The sequence below is a fragment of the Parabacteroides sp. PF5-6 genome (genome assembly GCF_029504695.1).
Taxonomy (GTDB): Bacteria; Bacteroidota; Bacteroidia; order Bacteroidales; family Tannerellaceae; genus QVMG01.
Genome location: NZ_JAQFIN010000008.1, coordinates 1 through 26478 on the forward strand (window position 1 = coordinate 1; position 26478 = coordinate 26478).

Here is a 26478-nt window from a genome sequence, read left to right on the forward strand (position 1 = left end):
TGTAAGGATGCAAAGCTACGGTCAATTCAAATCAAAAAATCAAAGAACGCTTGTATCTTATATATAATCAACCTGTTACGGTTGAAATTAAAAAATTAACGCATCAGTAGTAATTCTTAATTTTCGATTTTTGTCAAAAACCGAAAGTACGCTTCGATCACGTTGTACGACATAATGGCCTGCGAGAGCAGAAGTTTCTGCTGGGAGAACTGGGCTTGTGCCATCAAGAGATCGGTCGTATTCGCCAGTCCTTCGTTGTGGCGGTCGGCCAGGATGCGCAAAGCTTCTTCCGCTTGTTCCACATTTATCTGTTGTTTGTTGATCTCCGTTTGCGAGTCGTTCAGGTCGCGCCGGGCCTTGTCCAATTCGAGTTGTTCCTTTTTAATATGTAGGTTCAATTCTTCCTGCATCCGGTTTTTTTGGTATTGCGCCGATTTCATCTTACTACGGTTCTGGTTGCCCGAGAAGATCTCCCAGCTCAGGTTAATACCGGCCAGATACGAATCGTTTCTGAACTTAAAAGCCTGTGAATCGTTCAGATTGTACGAGGCAAAAGCATTGATACGTGGCAGAAAAGCCATGCGGGAAGACTTGACCATCATATCCGTTGCATCCACGGCTTTCTGGAGCGCCAGGATATCCGGGCGAAAGAGGGATAGCGTCGTTTCAGGATATATTTTTTTCTTCTGCACCAACGAGTCAGTCGTATACGCTTCATCACTGATCTCCAGTCCCATCAACAAACGAAGTCCGTTGGATGCGTTATGGATATTGCTTTCCGCCTTCGCCAAAGCACTTTCGATGGTGTTGACCTGTACCTGGGCGTTCAATACATCCGATTTCTGTACCAAGCCCTGATCGTAGAAGTTCGTCACCGACCGGTGTATCTGCTTCACGTCTTCGAGCGATTCCCGGAGAATATCGCGCGCCTGATAAGCCATTTGCAAGCCGGTATATGTTTTTTGTACTTCGAACGCGATGTATTCTTTCGTGCGTTCGGCCTTGTATTGGTACATCTCCTCCTGCGCCCGGGCACCTTTGCGGGCGTAGATCATATCCAGGTTTAAAAGGGGCAGCTTCGCTTCCGCCTGGGTACCGTAGTTTTGTGTCGCTCCCGGATGATTCAATTTCGCCGGATCGAAATCCATCGCCGTAACCGATTCCTGCTGTAACAGGAATCCGAAAGCGTTCAAGGGATTGTTTGTCGTCAATGCCGTATACCCCAAGGTGACCTGAGGCAGGAAAACAGCATCTGTCTGATGAAAATCAGCATTGGCAATTCTCCGGTCCATATCCGACATCTTTATATGGCTGTTGTTTTCAATCGCAACGCTTACCGCCTGATCAGCCGTAATATGTCGATTGTTTTGCGCCTGTACCGAAAGAGTAAAGGCGATTGCGCTTAATGTAAGGATCGTTGTTCTTCTCATTTTTACTGTATTCTATTCTTATTTATTGCCTGTTTCGTTTAGTTTCCATTGGAAATAGATTGCAAAGGAAAGCAAACTATTCCAAAGAAACAAATTTCCAAGGGAAAATAATTTAGATGATAAACAGATTCTTTTCTTTGCATCCACTAAGCGCATGATTTACAGTATTTAGGAATTTTTCATGAAAATACTTCCCTTTGAAGTAATTTCCATAAGAAATAAATTATATCTTTGCAGCGTGAACAGAGCAATAAGTGAGTGCGACAATTATAAAAAGTAAATATGATGGCAGGTTTTTTTAGTAGGCTATTCGGATTGGAAGAGAAGGCCGATTTCAAAATGCTTTTAGCAAATGGTGCAATACTACTGGATGTACGCACCAAAGAGGAGTATCGGCAGGCGGCGGTGGCTCATTCGATTAATATCCCGCTGGATAGTTTGAATAATAACTTGTCCAGACTAAAGACCGACAAACCGATTATTGCCGTATGCGCCAGTGGCATGCGTAGCCGCAGCGCGGTGGCGATTTTAAGGGCTAAAGGTTTCTCGGAAGTATATAATGGAGGGAGTTGGTCTAATTTTTAATAAAGAAATGATGGACAATGTAAATAATATGCAAGTGAGTACGCTCTGTCAGATCCGGGATGTGTACCGGGCGATTTATGAGTTTGAATTGAATTTTCAACAACAGTATGGCCTTGGTCTGAACGAAGGGATGTTGTTGTGTTCGTTGAACGACCGGAAATATTCATCCAACGAACTGGCCGGCGTCCTGGGACTGAGCAACTCGAACACCTCGAAGGTGATCAAGTCGGTCGAAAACAAAAAACTGATCAAACGTATTGTCGGCAAAGACGACAAGCGTCAGATGTATTTCACCTTGACCGAACAGGGACGCAAGAAGCTCGAATCGATCAAATGTGCCGAGTTCACGCTCCCGGAAACGTTACAGGATGTCGTTAAGAGGTAGAACTTGATTGCCTCTTCCGGAGCGATCCGATAATTTAAAAAAATGACATTCAGTCGAATAATTTGTCCGTAATAATTTGGAAATAATTTACGATTCATTATTTTTGTTGCAGGGATTATCCATGATTGTGTAGAGTGGTGTAGACTAATAACCCTAATAGCGTTTGTATTATCCATTATTGAGTAACCTTTAGTCTTTGTAGCGTATCTCTTCGCTGTTTTTTGGACTATATAAGAAATGTATTAACCTGCAATAAAGAGAAAAAGTATGATGAAAAAAAGAAAAACCCTTCAACCGGCAAACCCTCTGGTTGACTATGCCAAATATCAGATGATTTCGGACGCGTTTCAGCTCGGATGGTGGGAAATCGACCTGTCTGAGGATATTTTTTCCTGCTCTGCCTCTGTCGCTCATCTATTGAAGTTGGATGAAACTACGGTTAGTGTGGCCGACATTTTCCACACGATCCGGGAAGACTATCGTCAGCGGATCATGGATTTGGTATTGAATGCAGTAGCGGATAAAACAGAACAATACACCTTCCCTGCGAAAGTGGGTGAAGAGATTATTTGGCTTTCCATGCGCTTTCAGGTGGTTGCCGATCAAAAGATAATGGGAATGCTGACCATTGCCACGGAATCTGAAAAGGAGCTGTTGCAAAAGAAGGTGCAAGGCATGGTAAAGAATTTCATTTATCAATTGAATGGCGTCTCCAGCTCTTTGTTCTCGTTCCTCGAGAGAGAAAGTTTTGACCAGATGGTCAACCACATACTCCATTCTTTTATGACCCACTTCAATGCCGAAAGAAGTTATCTGATGACCTTAGATCGGAAAAAAAAGACATCGACCTGCGTCTACGAAGTGGTCAGCCGTCCGGGTCTGGAAGAGATAGATACGCTGGCGGATGTGCCTTATGAAGCCGACGACTGGTGGTTCGGGCAACTCTTCGCCCTTCGTCCGGTCGCCATCTCGGTGGTTGATGATATGCCGGATGAAAGCGAATCCTACCGGGAACTGTTGAGTGCACAACATATTCAGTCGCTCCTGGTTGTCCCCCTTGTCTCGTCGGATAAAGAAGTATGGGGATTTGCGGGCATCGACCTGGTCGATACGCAGCGCAATTGGACAGCGGAAGATATCCAGTGGTTTTCAGCATTGATGAATATTATCAATATCTGTATCGAATTGCAGAAGTCAAAGATAGAGATCGAAGCCGATAAGAAATACCTGGAAAAGCTCCATAAGTATATGCCCATCGGTTACGTTTCCGAGCGGATAATCTATAACGAAGCGGGTGAACCGGTCGATTTCGTCTATCTTGATTTCAATAAGGAGATGGAAAAGATAGTAGGGAAACCCTTGAGCCATATGGTTGGACGAAAGGGATCGGAGACAGGTACCTTTGGAGACTTTGAGTTGCTGCGTGAGATGGTCAATGCGGACAGCCCTATCGAGATAGATGTTCCGTTGCCGCAATATGGCAAATATTGCCGGGTCGTTCGTTTCTCCATACATAAAGACGAGGTGACCTCGTTGGTGATGGATATAACCGATATACACGAGGCACATAAAGCGCTCGAGAAGACGATCTACTCCAATATGCCCGTTAATGTGGAGCTGTACGACAAAGACGGCTACCTGATCTATCTCAATGAAGCGGATCAAAAGTTCCTGGGCATCGACAATATAAGTTCAGTCTTGGGCATTAATATATATGATCATCCCTCCCTCTCCAAAGAGATCATGCAAAAGGCCAGCCAAGGCGAAAGCCTCGACCTTAGCCTTAAGTATGATATGAGTACAACGGGCAACTATTACCGCAAAACGCTCCCCTCTGCAGTGAAAGACATGATGGTGAAGGTTGTCCCCATATTTGACGAGACGCAAGCCATTCAGAACTATCTATTCATGTCGATCGACAACACAGAGACCACCAATGCCTACCGGCGTATACAGGACTATGAAGACTACTTCTCAGCGGTAGCCAATTTGGCCAAGATCGGTTATTGCCGATTGAACGTGACTGCCGAGGAAGGATATCGGACAGCTCAATGGTTTGCTAACCTGGGGAAACCGGTAGAGACAGGCCTGACGTTTGTCTTCGCTGAGCGCTTCAGCAACCTGCATCCCGATGATTTCCTTATTGTTGAAGACTTCTATACGAATGCCAAGCAGGGAATCGCGATGAACTTCGAGCGCGAAATACGGATAATGAAGGAGGGCGAAGTCGATAAATGGCTGAAGTGCACGTTTACCTCTAAATTGAATCCGTCCAATGATCAAATGGACCTATTCGCGATAAGCGAAGATATTACAGATCTCAAGCGAATGACTTTTGCCAAGGACCGGGCAGAGGAATTGAATAAGCTCAAATCTGAGTTCATGGCAAACATGAGCCACGAGATACGTACTCCGCTCAATTCCATTATCGGTTTTTCGGATATATTGGCTGAAATTATCGAAGACGAAGAGCAAAAGAGTTACCTCTCTATCATTCAACGCAACAATGACCTATTGCTGAAGTTGATGTCCGACATCTTGGATCTGTCGAAAATAGAATCAGGCACCTATGTGTTTGAAAAAAGTAACGAACATGTGTGCAAACTTTTCGGTGAGGTAATGCATTCGTTTAATCATCGGATTACCAATCCGGATGTAAAAATCAAGATGGATCCTTTAGTTGCCGATTATCATATATATATGGATGCGAACAGCGTGAAGCAGGTGTTGTATAATTTCATAACCAATGCATTGAAGTTTACCCAAGAAGGAACCATCAGTATCGGTTGTGAACGGATAGATGAGAATAACCTGAAATTCTATGTGAGAGATACCGGTATCGGCATTTCGCCCGAACATCATGATGCCGTGTTCGACCGTTTTGTAAAGCTCGATTCTTTTGCACAGGGAACAGGCCTGGGACTGCCGATCTGTAAAAGCCTAATCAAAGAGATGGGAGGAAAGATCGGTGTGGATTCCGAACTGGGTAAGGGCTCTTGCTTCTGGTTTACACTGCCCATGAATTGACCGGACAAGTCTCCGAGCTTGAGTAAAGCGGACTAAAAAGCATGCTTCTTTCCAGGATCTTGCCAGAATCTTTTCATTACATTTGTATTTGAATACATATTGCACCTATGAAAATCTTAGTGATAGAAGATGAGGATTCCTTGCGGGAGGTGATGGTTCGCTCGTTGGAGAAGGAACGTTACCGGGTGGAATGGGCGGCCGACTATCCGGCTGCGCTCTGGAAGATCAATGATTACCAGTACGATTGCATTGTGCTCGATATCATGCTGCCCGGAGGAAATGGCCTTTCCCTGTTGGAAGAGTTGAAGAACATGCGCAAGCGGGATAGTGTGATCATTGTTTCGGCCAAAGATTCGATCGACGATAAGGTGCGTGGGCTGGATCTGGGAGCTGACGATTACCTGACCAAACCCTTTCACCTGGCGGAGTTGAACGCGCGCATCAAATCGATCATCCGGCGCAAGCAGCAGGATGGCGAGATGGATCTTTCGTACGCCAACATCACGGTCTACCCCGACCGGCATGCCGTGTATATCGATGGCGTGGAATTGCCCCTGAACCGGAAGGAGTTCGCTCTCTTGTATTACTTCGTGGCTAACCCCGAGCGCTTATTGAGCAAAGACACCCTGGCCGAATCGGTCTGGGGCGATTATATCGATCAGGCGGATAGCTTCGACTTTATCTACAGCCAGGTGAAGAACCTGCGCAAGAAACTGAAAACGGCCGGTGCCCAGCCGGAGATCAAAGCAGTCTATGGTTTCGGATACAAAATGATCAACGAAGAATAAGATGAAACTCAATCAATATACTTTGCGTAACCTCTTGTTGCCCTTATTGCTGATTATGGCGGTATGGGCCTTGGGTTTTTATTCCCTGGTGTTGCACGAGGTCAATGACGAAACGGAAGATACCTTGTTGAACTACAAAGAAATTATCATCAAACACGCCCTGGCGGATACCACGCTCTTGAAAGACGATGTGGGATTGATGAACAGTTACTTTATCCGGGAGATCCCCGCCGAGCAGGCCGATCTGTCGAAAGATGTCTTTTTCGACGCGACGAAGTATATCGAGATCGAACGCGAGAACGAGCCGATCCGCGTCTTGCGCACGCACTTCCTGGCATCGAACGGGAAGTTCTATGAACTGACCATCGAGATCTCAACGCTCGAAGAAGAAGACCTCAAAGAAACGATCCTCTGGAGCATACTCGGCCTTTACCTCTTGTTGCTTGCCGCCATCCTGTTGGTGACCCACTATGTCTTCCGCAAAAGCTTCCGTCCCTTGTATTCCATTCTGGACTGGCTGAGGAGCTATCACCCGACCAAACCCGAACCGCTCCTGAACGCCACGACGATCGATGAGTTCAATACCCTGAACGAAGCCTTTAGCCAAGCCGCCCAACGCGGAGCGGCGATCTACAACCAGCAGAAGCAATTTGTCGAACTCGCCTCGCATGAATTGCAAACGCCATTGGCCGTGAGCATGAACAAACTGGAACTCCTGAGCGAAGATCCCGACTGCACGGAAGCGCAACTGACCGAGATCACCGATATCCGCCGCACCCTGCGCGGACTGATCAAGATGAACAAATCACTCCTGCTCCTGTCGCGCATCGAGAACAATCAGTTTCCCGAAACACAGGAAGTCTCACTGGCGCGGATCGCCGAAGAGGTCGTTGCCGACTTCGCCGAAGTATTTGCCGCCCGGGAGATCCGTGTCTATACGATGAAAGAATCGCCATTGATCCGGCAGATGAACGAGTCGTTGGCCGTGACGATGATCACCAACCTGGTGAAGAATGCCTTTGTGCACAACCTCAACGGCGGCGAGATCTACCTCGAGACCACCGACCGCCAACTCATCCTCTCCAATACCAGCGAAAATACGGAACTGAACCGCGAGCGCCTCTTCCAACGCTTCGGCAAACAAAGCAACCGCCCCGACTCCACCGGCCTGGGCCTGGCCGTCGTCAAGTCCATCGCCGACCTCTATGGAATAGAAGTCTCCTACAACTACAATGGCAAGCATCAGTTCGCACTGACGTTTGAATTATGAATTATGAGAACTGGGTTGTCTCCTTCTTCTCATAATTCATAATTCATAATTTTTTTCCCAATTCTTTCCCAAATCCCTCCTTTCCTTTGCCTTATCAAAAGGATAATGCAATGAGAAAAATAATCAACTTATGTGTTTTGTTGGCGTTGAGTGCCTCGATGGCTTTGCTGGCCAAAGGGCAGGACGCGAGGATCACCGTCGACAAGCTGCCGGCGAACAGCCGGGATTTCCTCCAGACCCATTTCCGGGAGATGGAGATCTCGTATGTCGAAGTGGAGAAAGACCTGATGTGGATCAGGGGGTACGAAGTGATCCTGATCGACGGCACCGAGATCTGCTTCAGCCGCAAAGGCGAATGGACGGAGGTCGAACGTCAAAAAAACGCGGTCCCACCGGCACTCATCCCCCGCGAGATCGCGCAGTATGTTGCGCAATACTTCTCCGGCAAAACGATTCTGGCGATCGAACGCGAGAGCCGCAAATGGGAGATCAAGCTCGACAACCGGATGGAGCTCGCTTTCGACCGGCGGGGACGGCTGGTCGAACAGGATGCAGACTAAATATTTACTCACTTAATACATAAAAATATGAAAACAAATCGATTGATGGTAGCCCTATTGGCTACGGGATTGGCGGTCATGACGACCGCTTGTGACGACGACAACTACACGCCGGAGGATATCTACCTCCAGGCTTTCCAGCAGAAGTATCCGGAAGCCTCGCGCGTGGAATGGGAAACGAAGCAAGGCTTCAAAGTGGCCGACTTCCATCTGCAGAACAAAGAGACAGAAGCCTGGTTCGACCTCTCGGCCAAATGGCTGATGACGGAAACCGATCTGCGTTATGCCGATCTTCCGGCCGCGATCCGCACGGCTTTCGAAGCCAGCGAATATGCTGCCTGGCGGGTGGATGATGTGGATAAGATCGAACGGCTGGATTCCGAAACCGTCTATGTGATCGAGGTCGAGAGCGGCAAACAGGAATACGACCTCTACTATGGCGAGGACGGCACCTTTATCAAAGCCGTGCAAGACACCGACAATCGCGGTCACCTGCCCCTGACCATCTCACAGAAAGTGATGGATAAGATCCGCGAACTCTATCCGGGAACCACCGCTTTCCTGGAGTTCGAACGCAAAGGCACCTACCTCGAAGTCGAAATCAAAGACGGCAAGACCTTCAAAGAAGTCTATTTCGACACCGATGAAGAATGGGCGTGCAGCAAATGGGAAATCCGACGTGCCGACGTGCCGACTACCGTAATGAACGCCCTGAACGCCTCCGCGTACGGCAGCTACAAACTCGACGATGTAGAGATCTTCCACTCCCCCGCCGGCCTTTATTACCTCTTCGAAATGGAAAAAGCCGACAAAGACTACTACTGCATGTTCAGTGAAGACGGTACCCCCGCCGAAGTGCCGGCGATAGCATATTGATAAACAAAAGGTTGCCGACCTCTCAGAAAAGGCCGGCAGCCTTTTGAAAAACTCCGGCAGCCTTTTGGAAAAGGCCGGCAGCCTTTTGGAAAACTCCGGCGGCCTTTTTCGCAACAGTACAACGCAAAAAGATCTTACCCGCTAAAGGTAAGATCTTTTTTGTACCCCTGACAGGAATCGAACCTGTATTTACGGTTTAGGAAACCGCCGTTCTATCCGTTGAACTACAAGGGCTTATTCTCTTCCCAAATCACATTGAACGACAAGACCAACTTGGGGAAAGGTGTGCAAAAGTATAATCTTTTCCTTAATTGGGCAAACAAACAGGCTGTAAACTGTTCAGTCGAAGAGACTTTGCATCACGGCGATCGACTTGATTTCGGGAAATTCGGGAAGATGAAGACGGTAGTATTCCAGGATGCGATGGATGATATTCACCCGGTCATGCCGGGAGAAGGCATACAGGGACATATTTTCGAAACTGATCTTCAACAAACGGGCAAACACCGCACTTTCTTCTTTACTAAGAAAATGTTGATGCATCGGAACCTTTTCACTAAAGACACCGTTCAACATATCGAAGTAATACCCTTCCTTCTGTGTCTCGATATGGGGAAAGACGCCCAGGTAGCGTAATAGTCCCATCAGAAAAACCAAGTGATAATTGGCGATTCCCTGCGTGGTATTTTCCAATAAATGGATCGATTGATAGAGGTAGCTGAACAGGCGGGGATCGGGTTCCGTCTCTTTGATCACCCGGTAAAGGACTTCTGCTACAAATAGCGCCAATATGTTTTTCACCGGATCCGAACAGATCTCGGACAAAGGGAAACAAACCTTAGTCTCCTTGATGCGCTGGATATCCCTTTTCGGCAAATGGTCGACCTCCATCTCCAGAAGGGAAAGAGGCATAAACAACGCTTTCGACACCCTATTGTTCTTGCCCCGGTTGCGCCCGATCATATAAGAAACGCGCCCAAAGTCCTCCGTATACATATAAACGATCGCATATTTATCGTTGTACGGAATAGAATGAAGGACAATCCCACGTGTTTTACTCAACATAATTCTTTACCTTTGCCTAATTGTTAGACAAAGATAGTGATTCCTATGTTAGACTTGACGACTCCTTCCCTGCTTTTTGCTGCGATCTCCCTTATTCTGCTGGCTTATACCAACCGGTTTGTCTCGTACGCCGCCCTTGTACGCGCCCTGAAAGAGAAGCACGAACAGACGAACGACCCCAGAGACGCGGCGCAAATAGCCAACCTGCGCAAACGGCTTTACCTGATTCGCTCGATGCAGATGCTGGGCATCGGAAGTTTCATCCTTTGTGTCTTTTCCATGTTCTTTATTTACGTTTCACTCCAGATCGTAGCGGCCTGGATCTTCGGCATCGCCCTGCTTCTGCTTGCCGCATCACTCTGCGTATGTGCCTGGGAGATAAATATTTCCGTCAAAGCATTGGAGATCCATCTGCAGGATATCGGTTCTAAAGAGAAGTTAAAACGATAAATTTTATTTATTTTTCTTATGAATTCCTTTGGTAGTTTGCCCGGATGATCTATCTTTGCAGTCGCAATTCGGAAAAGCATTCCTTAGATTGCTAAAAGTGAGAACTTTGACACGTTGGCCCATTCGTCTATCGGTTAGGACGCAAGATTTTCATTCTTGAAAGAGGGGTTCGATTCCCCTATGGGCTACCAGACTAATTGACAATTAACAATTGCTTTACGCTTCGCTAAGCGAACGTTGTTTGACAATTAGAAATAAGAGAAATAAAGATTAGAATTAGATAAAACATGGCAAATCACAAGTCATCACTGAAAAGAATCAGACAGACGAACACCAAACGTTTGCATAATCGCTATTATGCAAAAACGGCTCGTAATGCAATGCGCAAATTGCGTGCGCTGGAGGATAAGAGCGAAGCTCAGGCATTGTATCCGAAAGTATGTTCTATGTTGGATAAACTGGCAAAGAAAAGCATTATCCACAAGAACAAGGCAGGCAATCTGAAATCGAAATTAGCTAAGCACATTAGCAAATTAGCCTAAGAAGGAAAAGGTAATTACTTACTATAAGTATCAGCCGGACTCAATAAGCCCGGCTTTTTTACCGCCTTACGGCCCATTCGTCTATCGGTTAGGACGCAAGATTTTCATTCTTGAAAGAGGGGTTCGATTCCCCTATGGGCTACCAGACTCAACTCGCCTTTTCCAAAGAACGGGGACCTACCACAGTTCCTTTTTTCAAACTACCGGTACTTTGCGCGCAAACTACTAATATTTTGTCGACAAACTACCGGTAGTTTGTTCGCAAACTACCGGTAGTTTTGGATTGGCCGATTCACCCCCCCAAATAAAGCATTTTGGAAAGGCAAACCGGAGATCAGACTTCTATACTGTAAGGAGCACGGATCGGATTGGAGCGGCGTTTGTTTGCCTCGTCATCCATAAAGAACTCTTCTTTTTCCGGATTCCAGTTCAGCGGACGGTCGAATTCGTAGCAGAGATTGATGATATGGCAGAGGGAAACCGTGCGATGGCCCACCTCGACCGTGCTCAACGGCTGCTTCCGCGATTTCATTGCCTGCAGGAAATCGGCATAATGATCGTCACTCTTATACAAGCGGATCTCATTCTCACCGATCACATGGTCTTGCAACTTCGCCGGAAGCGTATCGAGGAAGCTACGGCTGATATCGATCACTCCGTTATCGCCGATAAAGCGAACAGCATTGCCATCGTCTTTCCGGAACCGCTCGTGCGTCATTGTTGTGCCGTTGGCATAATGCATCGTCAGCGGCTTACGCTCGTGCGGGTTGGGTGGCGTGAATTCGATCGGACCGGAGTCGTCCATACCCATCGCCCATTGCGCGATATCAAACATATGGGTTCCCCAGTCGCAAACCATTCCGCCGCCATACTCTTTGTAGTTCCGCCAATTCGGAAATACTTTCCTCTCCATCGGAGGCGCCAGCTCTTCATTATAGGGATTCATCGGTGCCGGACCGATCCACATTTCCCAGTTCAACGTCTTGGGCACCGGCTGCGCAGCCAGGTCGTAAGCGATCGGGGGAGGCCCGACAGACACTTTGATCTCTTTGATCTCACCAATATACCCATTGCGCACCAACTCACAGGCATGACGGAAGTTACGCCAGGAGCGTTGCATATTACCCACCTGCAAGACACGGTCGTACTTCTTCACCGCATCCGCCATCGCGCGCCCTTCGGCGATACTGTGCGCCATCGGCTTTTCGACATACACATCCTTGCCGGCGCGACAGGCTTCGATGGTTTGCACCGCATGCCAATGGTCGGGCGTAGCGATAATAACACCATCGATATCGGTACGCGCCAGTAATTCGTGATAATCAGCATACTGCTTGAAGCCTTTATACGCCTGGCCTTTCGCCTCCTGCGTCACCTTGTCCACAATCTCCTGGAATGCCTGCAACTGACGCGACTCACAGTCGGCAGCAGCAATCAGATTCGCACGTTTTGCAAACTCAGGACCCAGCGTCCAACGGCCTTGCGCGCCACAACCGATCAAGCCCAGGTTGATCTGGTCGCTCGGAGCGGTAAAATGCACACCTCCCAGTACGTGTCGGGGGATAATCGTAAAGCCAGCGATAGTCAGGGCTCCACTCTTCAGAAAATTTCGTCTGTTCATATCATATCGGATTTAAGAATAACGCAAATGGATACGTCACAAAGCTAAGAAAAAAGCTATAGTATCTCGATTATTTTTAGTACATTTGTTGGATTTTTAAGACAAGAAATTTAATTGATTAAACGAAGATAAAAAACGCATGAGTGAAGAATTGAAGAATACGTCGAATAATGACTATTCAGCAGACAGTATTCAGGTACTCGAAGGGTTAGAAGCAGTGCGCAAAAGACCCGCCATGTATATTGGCGACATCAGTGAAAAAGGACTCCATCATTTAGTTTACGAAGTTGTCGACAACTCTATTGACGAAGCGTTGGCCGGCTATTGTACGGATATCGATGTCGTGATCAACGAAGACAATTCAATAGAAGTGACAGATAACGGCCGCGGGATCCCGGTTGATTATCATGAGAAAGAAGGCAAATCGGCATTAGAGGTCGTACTGACCGTACTGCATGCCGGTGGCAAGTTCAACAAAGACTCCTATAAGGTTTCCGGCGGTTTGCACGGGGTAGGTGTCTCTTGTGTAAACGCGTTATCGACTTACCTGAAAGCGGAAGTTCGCCGCGACGGTAAGATCTACATGCAGGAATTCTCTTGCGGGAAAGCGTTGAATGACATACGGGTAGTGGGAGAATCCGACACAACGGGTACGACGATTACGTTCAAACCGGACGCTTCGATCTTTACCGTATTGGAATACAAATATGAGATCCTGGCCAATCGTTTGCGTGAGCTGGCATTCCTGAACGCCGGAATTACGCTGCGGCTGACCGACAAGCGGGAAGTAAATCCGGAGGGTAACCCTAAAGCTGAAATATTCCGCTCGGAAGAAGGATTGAAGGAGTTTGTCCGTTATATCGACCGTTCCAAAGAAGGGCTGGTGCCGGATATTATCCATATCGTAACCGAGAAACAGGGAATACCCGTTGAGGTGGCGATGACTTACAATACCTCTTACAACGAGAATGTCTTTTCGTATGTCAACGATATCAACACCATTGAAGGGGGTACACACCTGGCCGGTTTCCGCCGCGGGTTGACCCGTACATTGAAGAAATATGCCGAAGATTCCAAATTGCTGGAAAAAGCAAAGGTGGAAATCCAAGGTGATGACTTCCGCGAGGGGTTGACTGCCGTGATCTCTATCAAAGTGGCAGAACCTCAGTTCGAAGGACAGACCAAGACCAAATTGGGGAATAGCGAGGTGACCGGTGCTGTCGACCAGGCGATCGGTGAAGCTCTGGGTTATTTCCTCGAAGAGCATCCGAAAGAAGCGAAGATTATTGTCGACAAAGTGATCCTTGCCGCACAGGCACGCCAGGCTGCCCGTAAAGCTCGTGAGTTGGTACAACGCAAATCGCCGCTTTCCGGTGGCGGACTGCCAGGTAAGCTGGCCGACTGTTCCTCGCGTGATGCCGCCGAATGCGAACTCTTCCTCGTCGAAGGGGACTCGGCAGGCGGTACGGCCAAACAAGGGCGCGACCGTATGTTTCAGGCGATCCTCCCATTGCGCGGTAAGATCCTGAACGTAGAGAAAGCAATGGAACACAAAGTCTTCGACAGCGATGAGATCCAGAATATCTACCGCGCGATGGGTGTGACCATCGGCACGGAAGAAGATCCGAAAGCTTTGAATCTCGAGAAGCTGCGTTATCATAAAGTAATCATCATGACCGATGCCGATGTGGACGGAAGCCACATTGCCACCTTGATCCTTACGTTCTTCTTCCGCAAGATGCGCGCGTTGATCGATAACGGTTATGTCTATCTGGCAACCCCTCCTTTGTACCTTTGCAAGAAAGGGAAAAACGAAGAGTATTGCTGGACCGAACAACAACGTCAGCTGTTCATCGACCGCTATGCCGACGGAAACGAGAGCCAGGTACACACCCAGCGCTACAAAGGTTTGGGAGAGATGAACGACCATCAGTTGTGGGATACGACGATGAACCCGGAAAACCGGACACTGAAGCAGATCACCATCGAGAACGCGATCGACGCGGACAATATCTTCTCCATGTTGATGGGTGAAGAGGTAGCGCCGCGCCGTGAGTTTATCGAAGAGAACGCGACATACGCGAATATCGACGCTTAAACAAAAGCATATATGAACACCCAAGTCCGTCGTCCGAGTTTAGAGGACCTGTACAGGGAGGTTGATCATTACATACCGGCTGCAGAAAGCTGTCAACCTCCCCGCATAGGCTTATCCGCTAACCGGAAAGACGGACTTTCTTGTATCGCCGAGACGTATGTGCGCTCGGTGGTCGAGGCCGGCGGAGCGCCGGTGCTTCTCCCGGTCATTACGGATATCAAAGCCCTGTCGGTTCTTGTCGACGACCTCGACGGTCTGATCCTCAGCGGCGGAGGCGATATCAATCCGCTTTATCTTTCGGAAGAACCCATCCCGCAACTGCAGGATGTCGATACCTTGCGCGATGAATACGACCTGATCCTCCTTCGCCTGGCCATGCACCGGCAGATTCCTATCATGGGCATTTGCCGCGGGCACCAACTCTTGAATGTGGCGTTCGGCGGAGGCATGTATCAGGACATCCATGTGCAGAACGACCGTCCACTACTGAAACACAGCCAGACGCAAACGCGGGAATTACCTTCCCATACCGTGCGGATCGAAGCTATTCCTTCCCGCCTGCGCGCCTTATTGAAAGAGGAAACAGTTTACGTCAACTCGTTCCACCACCAGGCCATCAAAGAACCGGCACCGGAGTTTATCGCTACGGCGACAGCCCCCGACGGGATCAACGAAGCGATGGAACATCCGGAGAAAGATATTTTCAGTGTGCAGTGGCATCCCGAAGCCATGGCGCCCGAAGGTGATCGCACGATGCAACTCCTGTTTCAATACCAGACGGCAAGGGCCTTGCAATTCCGCAAAGCCAAAGAGATGCATGAACGGATACTCACGATCGACTCGCATACCGACACCCCCATGCTCTTTCCCGGAACAATCGATCTGGGCATCAAAGGCATTGCTCAGGTAGACCTGGCAGTTGTCGAGCCCGAGCAGTACCAAACACAAACATTGATCGACATCCCAGGCAAAGTCAATCTCCCCTTGATGGAAGAAGGACGGCTGGACGCCGCCTGCATGGTCGCCTATATCCCGCAGGGCGAACTGACCGACACGGCACATCAGGCGGCTTACGACTACGCGGCCGAGCGCCTCTCGCAAGTCATTCGCCAGGAAGAACTCTACCCGGCGCGCATGGGCATTGCCCGTAGTGTCGACGACCTGCTTCGCCTGAAGCAGGAGAAGAAAAAAGCGATTATGCTGGGCGTCGAAAACGGATACGCCATCGGCACCGACCTTTCCCGGTTGAGCCGGTTCAAAGAAATGGGCATCGTATATATGACCCTCTGCCATAACGGACATAATGCCATTTGCGACTCGGCGGCAGGCACGCCCCAATGGAACGGCTTGAGTCCTTTCGGACGGGAAGTGGTGAAAGAGATGAACCGCTTGGGCCTGATGATCGATGTGTCGCATGCCGCGGAGAAAACCTTCTTCGATGTGTTGGAGGTAAGCCAAATGCCGATCATCGCCTCCCACTCTTCCGCCCGCGCGCTCTGCGATCACCGGCGAAACCTGACCGACGAGCAGATCAAACTGTTGGCCGAAAAGGATGGCGTCGTGCAAGTCTGCCTCTACAAAGGATTTATCAATAAAGAAGAAACAAAGGCATCGCTGAGTGATGCCATCCGCCATATCAATCATATCGTCGATCGGGTCGGCATCGACCATGTCGGTATTGGTTCCGACTTCGACGGAGGAGGTGAACTGATCGGTTGCTCCGCTGCCAACGAACTGATAAACATCACCGTTCGCCTACTCGACGAAGGCTATTCGGAAGACGATATCCGAAAGATCTGGGGCGGTAACCTGATGCGGGTGATGCGTGCCGTACAGGGATGCTGCTGACAACGACACAGTAAACACTAAATACTATTTCGCATGAAAAATTCCCTATCTACAGCCGGCATTTTTCTCTTTTTGCTGCTCTTGCAAGCGCCGGGCATACGCTCTCAACAAACGAAGTTACAAACGTTCCACGCACGGATGGATTCCTGCGAGGCAAACCTGCGCAACCAGCGCCCGCCCCTGATCGGCATCTCCGCCACGCAGCAATCGGGCGGTTCGACTATCGGCGGCGCTTACGTACAGGCGGTAGTGAAAGCCGGTGGGGCGCCTGTGATCATCCCGGTGATCGAAGACGAAGCCGCGTTACGGCAAATCTTATCGACATTGGACGGGCTGGTGATGACCGGCGGAGAAGATGTGAATCCTTTGTGGTACAACGAAGAGCCGGTGCAGCAATTGCAGGCAGTCGATCCCGTGCGGGATACCTATGACCTGATGTTGATCAAGCTGGCGTCCGACCGGAATATCCCTATCCTGGGCATCTGCCGGGGAGAGCAACTGATCAATGTCGCTTTCGGCGGCACCCTCTACCAGGATCTCCCTTCGCAGCACCCGAACAAACCGGTCAAACACGTGCAACAGATGCCCAAGACCTTTGGCGCCCATACCATTGATATACAACCTCAGACCCAACTGTCCGCGATCCTGGGTCAATCGTCGTACGCCGTAAATTCCTTCCACCACCAGGCCGTGAAAGAGCTGGCTCCCGGCTTCCGCGTCGCCGCCTACTCACGCGACAGTGTGATCGAAGCGATCGAAGCCTGGCCCGACCGCCCCATTCTCGGCGTGCAATGGCATCCCGAAGGACATGTTGCCGGAGGAGATACGACCATGTTGCGCATCTTCCGTTTCCTGATCGACAAAGCCGATATCTACCGCTCAAATAAAGAACTGCCGCCGTCCGGTAAAAATTCTTTATCTTTGTATCCTAATTTTTAATTCGTAATTCGTAATCAGTCTATGCACCCCATGACCATTCTGTCCGTCATACTGGCTTTCTGCCTCCTTTCCTGTGGTGGGAAAGGAAATAAAGAAGAAGCGAAATCCACAACACCTGCCCAGCCGGTAATCTCCTCAACCGCAACACCTGAATTCAATGCCGACAGTGCGTATCACTTCGTCGCCCGGCAAGTGGATTTCGGTCCGCGGGTGCCTAATACCACAGCTCACAAAGCCTGTGGCGACTACCTGATCGCCGAGCTCACCCGCTTCGGCGCCCAGCTCTACGTGCAGGAAACGACCCTGACCGCCTATAACGGTGACCGCCTAGAATCGCGCAATATCATCGGTGCCTATAACCCGGAGAATCCCAAACGCATCCTATTGTTTGCGCACTGGGATACCCGTCCTTATGCCGATCAGGAAACGGACGCGACGAAGCACCATACGCCGATCGACGGAGCCGACGACGGAGCCAGCGGCGTGGGCGCCCTGTTGGAGATCGCCCGCCAGATCAACCAGAACGATCCGGGTATCGGTATCGATATCATCTTCTTCGATGCGGAAGACTATGGCGAACCGGCCTTTGCCCGAACAGCCAAACCAGACACCTGGTGCCTCGGCTCCCAGTTCTGGGCAAAGAACCCACACGTGAAGAACTACCGGGCAGAATATGGTATCCTCTTGGATATGGTCGGCCACAAAGAGGCCACCTTCTACAAAGAAGGATATTCGATGCAGTATGCCGCCCCTATGGTGGAAAAGATATGGAACAAAGCCCGCGAGATGGGGTATGGCCGCTTCTTTATCCAGGCCACCGGTGGATCCTATGTCGACGATCACATCTACGTGAAGCAGGGACGTAACATCCCCTGCGTCGATATCATCTACACCAGTACGGAGAGCCGCAACGGTTTCGGCGACCACTGGCATACACTGAACGACACGATGGACAATATCGAGCCCGCCACCCTCAAAGCCGCCGGACAGACCGTATTGGAAATGATTTATAACAGATAAAACAAACACCCATGACAATAAACGAAACACAAGACCGAATCATCGAAGAGTTCTCCGAATTTGAGGACTGGATGGACAAATACGCCCTACTGATCGACCTGGGTAATGCCCTGCCGGTATTGGACGACAAATACAAAACCGAGAGCAACCTGATCGAAGGTTGCCAAAGCCGGGTCTGGCTGCACGCGGAATACCGGGAGGGGCAGATCTGGTTTGAGGGCGAGAGCGACGCCGTGATCGTCAAAGGCATTGTATCCCTCCTGATCCATGTATTATCTGGCCATACCCCCCAGGAGATCCTCGATGCCGAACTTTACTTTATCGATCGGATCGGTCTGAAAGAGCATCTGTCCCCCACCCGCTCCAACGGCCTGGTCTCCATGGTCAAGCAAATGCGTCTTTACGCCTTAGCCTTCAAGACCAAAGAACAATAAAGGGCACGGTCAGCCTGCCGGTTGTTGGCCCCGAACAGGTTTATTCAATCCCGCCAGAACCCCCTTTTCCAAAACATTGCACTTTGGGCGGAAAAACATTGCGCTTTGGTGAAAAAAACATTGCGCTTTGGGCGACCAAAGTGCGATGTTTATTTTGGACAGAGCCACACATAAAAGTTTCGTCCCCCCCTTTCACCTTTCACCCGGTTGCCAGATCCCTGTATTGATCAGCGTTTTGGGTGAAGGCTTGGGGAGACAAACCGGGATCATCCCGGAAATCCGACTGACTCGCCGAGACAGGTGTATCAAAGCTGGCGGCTTCCCGAAAAAGGCCGCCGGAGTTTTCCAAAAGGCCGGCAGGGTTTTCCAAAAGGCTGCCGGAGTTTTCTAAAAGGCTGCCGGCCTTTTCCGGGAAGGTCTGTCGTTTTTTAAAGTAGCCCGCTACCTTTCACCTGAAAGGCTGATCAATACAGGGATCTGGCGAATGGGTGAAAGGTGAAGACCGGGGTGAAAAGTTTTATGTGGTAAGGTATCAAATGAAAAAACTCCACTCCTCCCGAAACCGGGAGGAAGTGGAGTTTTGGAAATAAGGCTTTGCTAAATCTTTTATCAACTGTATTTTCAAAATTTATTTCTAAAACTGAGACTTCAATTCTTTTGTACTACCTCATTGATCATCCAGGCCCAAAGGTTACCGACGATCTTGGTATAATTGTTGATTTCGTTCGGATTCTTATACGCCTCCGTCAGCCGGGCATCCGTGGCGTAAGAGGGCACGTTATATGCCGAGAACACTTCGGTATCACCCATATAGACAATACGTTTCACCGGATCGACACCCAGGATCATGCCGCCATCACCGCCTCCGTTGGCATGCATCGTGTTTTTATTCTGGTCTTTCCGCGCATCGCGGTAGGTGATCAGCTGAATCACATTGGGATCGGTCACAACGGCTGCGCCCCATAATTCATTTTCGATCCAGTGGCGGATATCGGAGTTGGCCGTCAGGTTCGTTTTGAAAGGACCGTCTTTCCAGAAATAGCTCGTACGCTCGTTCAATTCGAACGGAACCAGCATGCCGGTGCGATAAGTCCCCCAGTTGCCAATCGAAACGTTAGCGCTGCCCCCTTTCTTCACATTATACCAATGCGGTGTGACTCCGCGAACCTGATCGCGGAACATCAGGTAATTGGTCGAAGTCTTTCCCAAGAGCGTATTTTGCGCCATGGTCGGCGTGATTGTCGGATCTTTCCAGTCGTACGAAAGGATCAACACCCGGTTTTGCGAACGGTTCAGCCAGTTCATGACGCGCTGAGCCGTTTGTGCGGTCGGACGGCTTCTTTCATTGAGGAAGATGATATCGAAAGTTTCCAGGTAACTATCCGTCAACTTGTTCAGTTTGTCATGCACATCGGTCGTTTCAAATGTGATCACTCCCGTTTCGACGGTCTTTCCCGGTCCGAAATGTTGCTGAAGCAAGCGGCGCATATCTCTGCCGCGCAGTTCCATCGCACCGAAGAAGCTGTTCCATACTTTAGTATTATCGTAATTCCCCAGGCTGCCGGCCGTGCTATAGCCATAACACAGGTAGTTATCATCCAGGCTCAACACCCGGATATTCTTCGGCTGAGGTTTGGGGGTATTCACTTCAATATAAAGCGTAAGGGCATAATGCTGGCCATGGATGTAGTTCAAGCCGCTTTTCTCGAAAGTAAACACCTGCCCATCTTCCGTGCTTACGGTGATCTTCAGGGTTTGTCCCGAGCAGTTCACCGGATTGAACGCCAGATGTCCGAATGCATAGTCTGATGTGGCGTTCGGAACAGGCAGTCCGCCCTCTTCTATTCGTAACGTCGTAGCCGAAGATCCGCCAACCAGGTCGAAATACCGTGCGAAATTCGGATCGCTTTCCGGCAAGGTCAGATTGATCTTCGCATCCGTAAAGTTGATCAACTTGCCGGTTGGCGCTTCCACCTTAATACTGTTCACCACCAGTCCATTTACATTCGAATGGATCTGGAACCGGAAGAAGCTACAGGTAGAGGTGAAATAGAGGTTCAAGTTCTCATCCGGGTAAATCGACGCCGGCGCGGCAACATTAAACTTATAGGGATTAACATGCTCTTCCGAATCATTCCCTTTCTGCACCTGCAGGGCACCAATGGGTGCGACCTTCACCCTTTCCGGGTTGGTCGATGTATTGATTTCATACGGATGGTAAGCATAAAAGGTATGCTTCGATGACTTGTCGACAAAAGGGAGCGCTTCGACAAATTGTATGCCTCCGTTAATCCTGGAGATGGTCAGGGGGATAGGGCCATCCAGCGTATTGGCTGTCCGGACATACAAGCCGACCTTTTCCCCTACCGCCCAGTAAGGCGTATAATTACTTGCCCGCGTTTGCGGATCGAGTGGAAAGACGTTGATCTGCCCGGCTTTTCCGGTCAACTCTTCCATTTGAGTTCTTTCATTTTGACTCTCACAAGCCCCCAGTATCAGGAGCGTGAGTAAGCATAAGAATAAATTCGCTTTCTTCATTTTGTTTTCATATTATTATTTAGGTACACATATAAGGGCTACGCCTAAATTCCCATTCCCGCTTATATTGCCTCCACTTCCCGACGCGACAAAGGCGGGTTCCCCGGATGCCGGATGGTTAGGATCCCATTCCACATGCGTGCTGCTTGTTATGGGTATTTTGTAATAGTAATTGCAAATCTCATTGGAGGTAACCACATACTCTCTATTGTATTCGTCAAAGATGGAGATCTCATATTTGCTTACCAATTGCTTGACAAAGGCATATCCTTTGGTCTCATCTGTCGGAACACGCAGATAAGTCATATGGTATGTATATGGATTTGCGTAATGTGCAGTCCCATCACTCGGATGTCTTCCTTCTATGCGCAGAATGGTACCATCCGCTTTTGTGAAACAGACGTTAACAGGAACATTGAGAAAACCGGTGACATATCCTTCGATGTAAAACGCATGCAGCACATCTTTTTCCGGGTCTCCCGTGACCGTATAATCCAATGCCGGAACGCTGTAGATAAACAACAATTGGGAATGATTGGGCAAGTCAGCGTTGAAATCAGCCTGCCTGTTGATCATCGTTTCCTGTACTTTCCGGCCTTCTTTTACCATGATGATTTCATATTCATCATTGCGTCCGGATATTTTCCGACTGATCCATTGCTGATACAAATTGGAATAGTCGCGTATGAACCAATGGTACACCTTCACCGGATGCCATTTCACCTCATAGATATCCGTGCTGCCGATCGTATTGCCCTGGCTACGTTGCGCCCAGGGTTGGATATGGATATCAGCCGACAAATGCGGGCCGGCCACTTCCGGAGGCGTCAGTTTGTTGATGGTGATCTCATAAATATTATTCCGCACCACGCCATAACAGCCCAAGGCGGTTCCCGAACCGCCGAAATGCTGGATGGGGATAATATAATAGAGTTGTCCCTGCGGGCAATAACGCAGTCCGTAGGTTTCAAAATAATCCGTTCCTTTTCCGTCCAGCTTGTATTTACCTTCTTCTTCGATCAGTGCTAACGTCTCTTTGAAATTGGTCAGGCCCGGCAGAGTAAACGTAGGATCGGTCAGGATTCTGTTCAGTTCTTCCTGACTGATCACGGTATTCTGATAGATATAATAATTCTCCGTACCATTATAACCCATCGGTTTATATTTATAACCGACAATCAGGCGGGTGATCTGATCGGCATATTCGGATAGACTCTCTCCTTTCGCGTCGATTGTATTTTCAAGTACATATTTATACTCACCAAGCGAATGACCGACATGGGCCGAGGGAAGGTGCAGAGCACCCTTATCGTTCACAAAGAGGCTGTTGAAATGATCGGCCTTGTCTTTGTCTTCAGTAAACATACCGTAATTCGGATCCTGGGCATAGAGCGTTTCCATCGTGGGATCGTAGCTCTCGCCGGTCGTCTCTTTTCTCATCCAGTGCGTAAAGTTATTGGTGATATCCAGTCCCCAGGTGACCGAATTTTCATCGATGCCCGGAGGAAACTGAAAACCATCCGCATGTTTAACGGTGACCTTCGCCACCAACCGGTCGACACTGACCGCGATCGGAGCCTTATGCGACTCGGTTGCCGTCCGGGTAAGCTGATCTTTTGTCACTTCCACCAAACCCTGGTGATTGGTCATCAGGATACCTTTGCCATCTATCAACACTCCGGTCTGCGGATCAATGGTCGCAGCAACAGCAGTCGTGAAGTTATACAGGAAGTTTCCTTTGTTGGTCGCTTTATACACGGCCGACTCGAACGAGTTATCTTTATCCTGCCCGTTCAGGATCACCAGCATCTTATAAGGTTTGTCTTTCACCCGCTGGGCAAAAGTGGCAAACTCATACCCCTCCCGGTATTCCGGCGACAGATGATTGCCGGAAGGGATAATAAAGAGGCCTTTGGGATCGACCTCATCGGCATCCTCCTTCTCATCAATCCAGAGGGTGGGATCGCTCGTGTCCGTCCAGCCTTCGGGTGTCTCCAGATTATATTCAAACACATATTCAACCTTACATTTTGTCGCTGAATTTTCATTGCCATCGTACAAGACCACCCGGACACTATGAACGGCCAGTTCATCCGCACTACCCAATACCTCTTCTCCCCGGGTAAAAGCGGAGAGATCACCGGTCTTCACCTTCAGGGAAAGGTAAGCCTCCCCTTCCGGAGCCGGCTGACCACTCCCTTCCACACCGGATTCTTCCACACAAGAAGTACCCCATAAGCCCAAGGCCACTACAATACCTATTATATTTAATATATTCTTGAATCTCATCTTGCCTGTTTTTTTTACAATTAGAAGATCAATCGCCGGTTACCGGATATTTATACCTGTTTCAATGTTCTTATATAAATCGGGCATATCCTCCTCCGGGAAACCTGACCTGACCATTGTGAGGTGCGGGAAGATATATGGACTACCCGGTCCTTCTATCTTATTGATATGGATCGTATAGTGGGTATTACGCAAAACGCCATAATGCCCATGGACGAGAGCTGCATCGTCGGAATCGCCTAAGTGTAAGATCTTGACAGCATAATAATTGATCCCATTATGATAGTAGGTGATCCCCGCCACACCGGAAAAAGATTCATTACACAATTCATCATTATGATAAGGTCTCCCGCCAATGAATGTATAGCCGGAACTCTTCGCCCGAAGGATGGCTTCGCTCAGAGCCGGGCGCGAACCGGCAGGGGTATTCTCTGCTTTTTTCGCAAACTCATTCATCTCCCGGAAGCTAAAGGTAGAGTTGTCGTAAACATAAAAGCCCTCTCCGGCAGTTTCCACATTGGCCGGTTTATACGTACAACTGATCAACGCGCGCGTGATCACATTCTTTTCGGTCTGATCCGTAAGATCCATTGTGTTCTCCAGGCAATACTCGGAGCCGTTGAGCGCGTTATTCAATACAGGCATCAGGCCGCCTGAGTTTATCACATAAATGAAATTATCTTCAAGCACGAAATTATTGGTCTTCTTAAAACCGGTATAGTTCGGATCTTCGCCATATTCATTCTCCCGGTCAGTACTACTGAACCGTTTAATCCAGAAGGTATACCGGTTGGTGATATCCAGCTCCCATCTCACATTGCTAACTTCCGCACCGCTAGTGGCTGTTGGGATCGTCGTTTCCCCCACAGGAGGTGCAAGGGTTACCTTGCCGACCACCCGTCCGACGGTTGCTCTAAACGGAGAATTATGCGCTGCACGGACAGTTGCCGACAGTTCGTCTGCCGGGACATCGATCAATCCCGGGCCACTGGTCATCAGGAAGTAGTTTGCTTTTGCCAGGCCACTGACATTGACCGACTTACCCTCTCCTTCTTCCAATTTATGAGCCGCACTCACCTGATTATACGTATCCCCCTCCCGCGTATGCTGCTCCAGATAGTCGTTCGGGTTCACGATAACCAACATCTTATAATCCATCAAAGGAACCTTACGGGCATAGGTAATAAAATGCCACTTATCTTTTTGATCGACGGTATTGGCCAGGTCTCTTTTATCCTCGGAATTATCCTTCCAGGCCTGTCCGCTACTGCTATTATCGGTTTCAATATTGAAACTAAAGGCTTTCACCACCTTGGATGTAGCCAATTCCCCATCATACAATACCAGCCTGACCTTCTTCACATAGTCTTCTTCCGACTCACCGGCAGACGATTCGCCCTCATATCCTTTGGTTATCAGATATGATTTGAAATCTATAGCCAAAGCGAGGTAAGCCGTATCCGTCGTCGCAGGTATGACGGGGTCGGGTGTGGTCAATATACTGTCATTGGTACATGCCCCCAAGGTTAAGAGACTTAACATCAGGACATGGATCCAAACATTTTCCAATAGTTGAGACACCCTATGTATGAGTTTGTGTTTCATCTTTTGCTTTTTCTATTATTTGTCTACAACTCTCCGGCTTAGAATTCATTCGGTTGATCTCTGACCACCCATTCGTTGATACTGATCTGGGTCGCAATCCATCCCATCTTGACTTCAGGGTCCGGATCCGGATCGGGATCGGGGTCAGGGTCCGGGTCGGGATTAGGATCCGGATCCGGATTTACCGGTCCCGGAGTCAGAAAAATCAATAATTTATACTCACACTCCCGGTCCATATACTCCTGGAGAGAAAGCCGCTTATATTCCTGTAGCTTTAAGGCATCCAGATAATCATTCAGATTGATATTCAACACGGTCGACAGCGTGGGGAAATGCCGGATGATCAATCGGTTTTCCCGGTCGTCGAACAGACGCAAGGTATGCAACTCGACCACTCCACCGGTATTTTTCCCGTTATTCTCTTTCAGGAACGGTTGATAACTCCATTTCTCATTGCCCGGCATATTATAGGCATCATACGTGTTGTTGACAGCCTCCAAGCTAAACGTGAACTCATTGATATCGAACTTTGTCGTATCGGCAGTAGACTGAAGCACGATACGCAGGCTATTCGTATTCTTTGTCAAAGAGATGGTCGTGGTATCATCCCGGTTTACCCGCGTGTGATACTGGGTGATCGCACCATGCCATAAAGGTTTCAGCGAGGTATCCAGGATATTTTTATCCCGTTCATGCAACTGCACTTTCAGGTCGCGTATGGTCGAGATGCCCGGAGTCATACGCGTGGCATATCCGTGATCGCTGTGGATGCCGGGAAACGCCACAAACTGAGTAGCCGCTTTATACGCCTCGGGCAAGCCCATGATATACCCCTTGGGGAAGGTGGTGCCGGCAGGGCTTTCATCCGCCAGTTTCTCAATATAAACTCCATCTTCATCAAACAGATAAAGATCAATTTTGGAAACCTGTTTGTGGAAAAGGTCTTCAAAGGCCATATTATAATCATACACGAAACGTATATAAGAATAATACTCATTCGGCTCCGACGGAGGACAGGGATCCTGACCGTCACGAATACATGATGACATGAACAAAGTCAGGCCTATACAACCATAACATAGGTATTTGTTTAATCTGTTCATCCTTT

The 26478-nt window shown here is 48.9% G+C and carries 21 protein-coding genes and 3 tRNA genes; 16 read left to right on the top strand and 8 right to left on the bottom strand.

What is annotated here, in order from left to right; translation table 11 throughout:
* Window positions 1–116 precede the first annotated feature (116 nt).
* Window positions 117–1430 carry a TolC family protein gene (locus M2133_RS10490; RefSeq protein ID WP_277466081.1) on the bottom strand — a complete coding sequence of 438 codons (1314 nt, stop codon included), beginning with the start codon at window positions 1428–1430 and terminating at the stop codon, window positions 117–119.
* A gap of 282 nt (window positions 1431–1712) precedes the next feature.
* Here M2133_RS10490 and M2133_RS10495 point away from each other — a divergent pair, with 282 nt between their 5' ends.
* The 7 genes from M2133_RS10495 (at window position 1713) to M2133_RS10525 (ending at window position 8921) form a co-directional block, all read left to right on the top strand.
* Window positions 1713–2015, top strand: a complete 303-nt coding sequence (locus tag M2133_RS10495; RefSeq protein ID WP_277466082.1) for a rhodanese-like domain-containing protein — start codon at window positions 1713–1715, stop codon at window positions 2013–2015.
* Window positions 2016–2022: 7 nt separating this feature from the next.
* Window positions 2023–2400: a winged helix DNA-binding protein gene (locus tag M2133_RS10500; RefSeq protein WP_277466083.1), complete on the top strand. Its 378-nt coding sequence runs from the start codon at window positions 2023–2025 to the stop codon at window positions 2398–2400.
* A gap of 267 nt (window positions 2401–2667) precedes the next feature.
* A complete protein-coding gene (locus M2133_RS10505; RefSeq protein WP_277466084.1) occupies window positions 2668–5427 on the top strand; it encodes an ATP-binding protein in 2760 nt (919 codons plus the stop codon).
* 107 nt (window positions 5428–5534) lie between these two features.
* The gene (locus tag M2133_RS10510) at window positions 5535–6215 is read left to right on the top strand and encodes a response regulator transcription factor (RefSeq protein ID WP_277466085.1); all 681 of its coding nucleotides are present in this window, start codon (window positions 5535–5537) and stop codon (window positions 6213–6215) included.
* 1 nt (window position 6216) lies between these two features.
* Window positions 6217–7485: a HAMP domain-containing sensor histidine kinase gene (locus tag M2133_RS10515; RefSeq protein WP_277466086.1), complete on the top strand. Its 1269-nt coding sequence runs from the start codon at window positions 6217–6219 to the stop codon at window positions 7483–7485.
* Between the two features lie 110 nt (window positions 7486–7595).
* Window positions 7596–8045: a PepSY-like domain-containing protein gene (locus tag M2133_RS10520; RefSeq protein ID WP_277466087.1), complete on the top strand. Its 450-nt coding sequence runs from the start codon at window positions 7596–7598 to the stop codon at window positions 8043–8045.
* 27 nt (window positions 8046–8072) lie between these two features.
* On the top strand, window positions 8073–8921 hold the full coding sequence (locus M2133_RS10525) for a PepSY-like domain-containing protein (protein ID WP_277466088.1): 849 nt from the start codon (window positions 8073–8075) through the stop codon (window positions 8919–8921).
* Window positions 8922–9083: 162 nt separating this feature from the next.
* Here the strand turns inward: M2133_RS10525 and M2133_RS10530 are convergent.
* Both M2133_RS10530 and recO read right to left on the bottom strand, forming a co-directional pair.
* Window positions 9084–9155, bottom strand: a tRNA-Arg gene (locus M2133_RS10530).
* A gap of 105 nt (window positions 9156–9260) precedes the next feature.
* On the bottom strand, window positions 9261–9986 hold the full coding sequence (gene recO / locus M2133_RS10535; protein WP_277466089.1) for a DNA repair protein RecO: 726 nt from the start codon (window positions 9984–9986) through the stop codon (window positions 9261–9263).
* Between the two features lie 45 nt (window positions 9987–10031).
* On the opposite strand from recO, the gene M2133_RS10540 reads away from it, so the two are divergent.
* The 4 genes from M2133_RS10540 to M2133_RS10555 all read left to right on the top strand — a co-directional run bounded on the left by M2133_RS10540 (window position 10032) and on the right by M2133_RS10555 (window position 11123).
* The gene (locus M2133_RS10540; protein ID WP_277466090.1) at window positions 10032–10436 is read left to right on the top strand and encodes a DUF2721 domain-containing protein; all 405 of its coding nucleotides are present in this window, start codon (window positions 10032–10034) and stop codon (window positions 10434–10436) included.
* Window positions 10437–10552: 116 nt separating this feature from the next.
* A tRNA-Glu gene (locus M2133_RS10545) sits at window positions 10553–10627 on the top strand.
* 96 nt (window positions 10628–10723) lie between these two features.
* The gene (gene rpsT / locus M2133_RS10550) at window positions 10724–10978 is read left to right on the top strand and encodes a 30S ribosomal protein S20 (protein ID WP_277466091.1); all 255 of its coding nucleotides are present in this window, start codon (window positions 10724–10726) and stop codon (window positions 10976–10978) included.
* A gap of 70 nt (window positions 10979–11048) precedes the next feature.
* Window positions 11049–11123 (top strand) — tRNA-Glu (locus M2133_RS10555).
* A gap of 189 nt (window positions 11124–11312) precedes the next feature.
* On the opposite strand, the gene M2133_RS10560 is transcribed toward M2133_RS10555, so the two are convergent.
* Window positions 11313–12599, bottom strand: coding sequence for a Gfo/Idh/MocA family oxidoreductase (locus M2133_RS10560; RefSeq protein ID WP_277466092.1), 1287 nt, complete (start codon window positions 12597–12599; stop codon window positions 11313–11315).
* Between the two features lie 139 nt (window positions 12600–12738).
* Here M2133_RS10560 and gyrB point away from each other — a divergent pair, with 139 nt between their 5' ends.
* Genes gyrB through M2133_RS10585 form a run of 5 tightly spaced genes read left to right on the top strand, consistent with a single transcriptional unit; the run spans window position 12739 to window position 18938 of the window.
* Complete coding sequence (gene gyrB / locus M2133_RS10565; protein ID WP_277466093.1) at window positions 12739–14697, top strand: DNA topoisomerase (ATP-hydrolyzing) subunit B; 1959 nt, start codon at window positions 12739–12741, stop codon at window positions 14695–14697.
* A gap of 12 nt (window positions 14698–14709) precedes the next feature.
* Window positions 14710–16545, top strand: a complete 1836-nt coding sequence (locus M2133_RS10570) for a gamma-glutamyl-gamma-aminobutyrate hydrolase family protein (protein WP_277466094.1) — start codon at window positions 14710–14712, stop codon at window positions 16543–16545.
* A 33-nt stretch (window positions 16546–16578) separates the two neighbouring features.
* Complete coding sequence (locus M2133_RS10575) at window positions 16579–17484, top strand: gamma-glutamyl-gamma-aminobutyrate hydrolase family protein (RefSeq protein ID WP_277466095.1); 906 nt, start codon at window positions 16579–16581, stop codon at window positions 17482–17484.
* 30 nt (window positions 17485–17514) lie between these two features.
* A complete protein-coding gene (locus tag M2133_RS10580; RefSeq protein ID WP_277466096.1) occupies window positions 17515–18504 on the top strand; it encodes a M28 family peptidase in 990 nt (329 codons plus the stop codon).
* A gap of 11 nt (window positions 18505–18515) precedes the next feature.
* On the top strand, window positions 18516–18938 hold the full coding sequence (locus M2133_RS10585) for a SufE family protein (RefSeq protein WP_277466097.1): 423 nt from the start codon (window positions 18516–18518) through the stop codon (window positions 18936–18938).
* Between the two features lie 648 nt (window positions 18939–19586).
* Here the strand turns inward: M2133_RS10585 and M2133_RS10590 are convergent.
* From M2133_RS10590 to M2133_RS10605, 4 genes are all read right to left on the bottom strand, one after another.
* Window positions 19587–21395: a fimbrillin family protein gene (locus tag M2133_RS10590; RefSeq protein ID WP_277466098.1), complete on the bottom strand. Its 1809-nt coding sequence runs from the start codon at window positions 21393–21395 to the stop codon at window positions 19587–19589.
* Between the two features lie 96 nt (window positions 21396–21491).
* Window positions 21492–23765, bottom strand: coding sequence for an Mfa1 family fimbria major subunit (locus tag M2133_RS10595; RefSeq protein WP_277466099.1), 2274 nt, complete (start codon window positions 23763–23765; stop codon window positions 21492–21494).
* A gap of 39 nt (window positions 23766–23804) precedes the next feature.
* Window positions 23805–25370: an Mfa1 family fimbria major subunit gene (locus M2133_RS10600; protein WP_277466100.1), complete on the bottom strand. Its 1566-nt coding sequence runs from the start codon at window positions 25368–25370 to the stop codon at window positions 23805–23807.
* Between the two features lie 38 nt (window positions 25371–25408).
* A complete protein-coding gene (locus M2133_RS10605) occupies window positions 25409–26473 on the bottom strand; it encodes a FimB/Mfa2 family fimbrial subunit (protein WP_277466101.1) in 1065 nt (354 codons plus the stop codon).
* Between the last annotated feature and the right edge of the window lie 5 nt (window positions 26474–26478).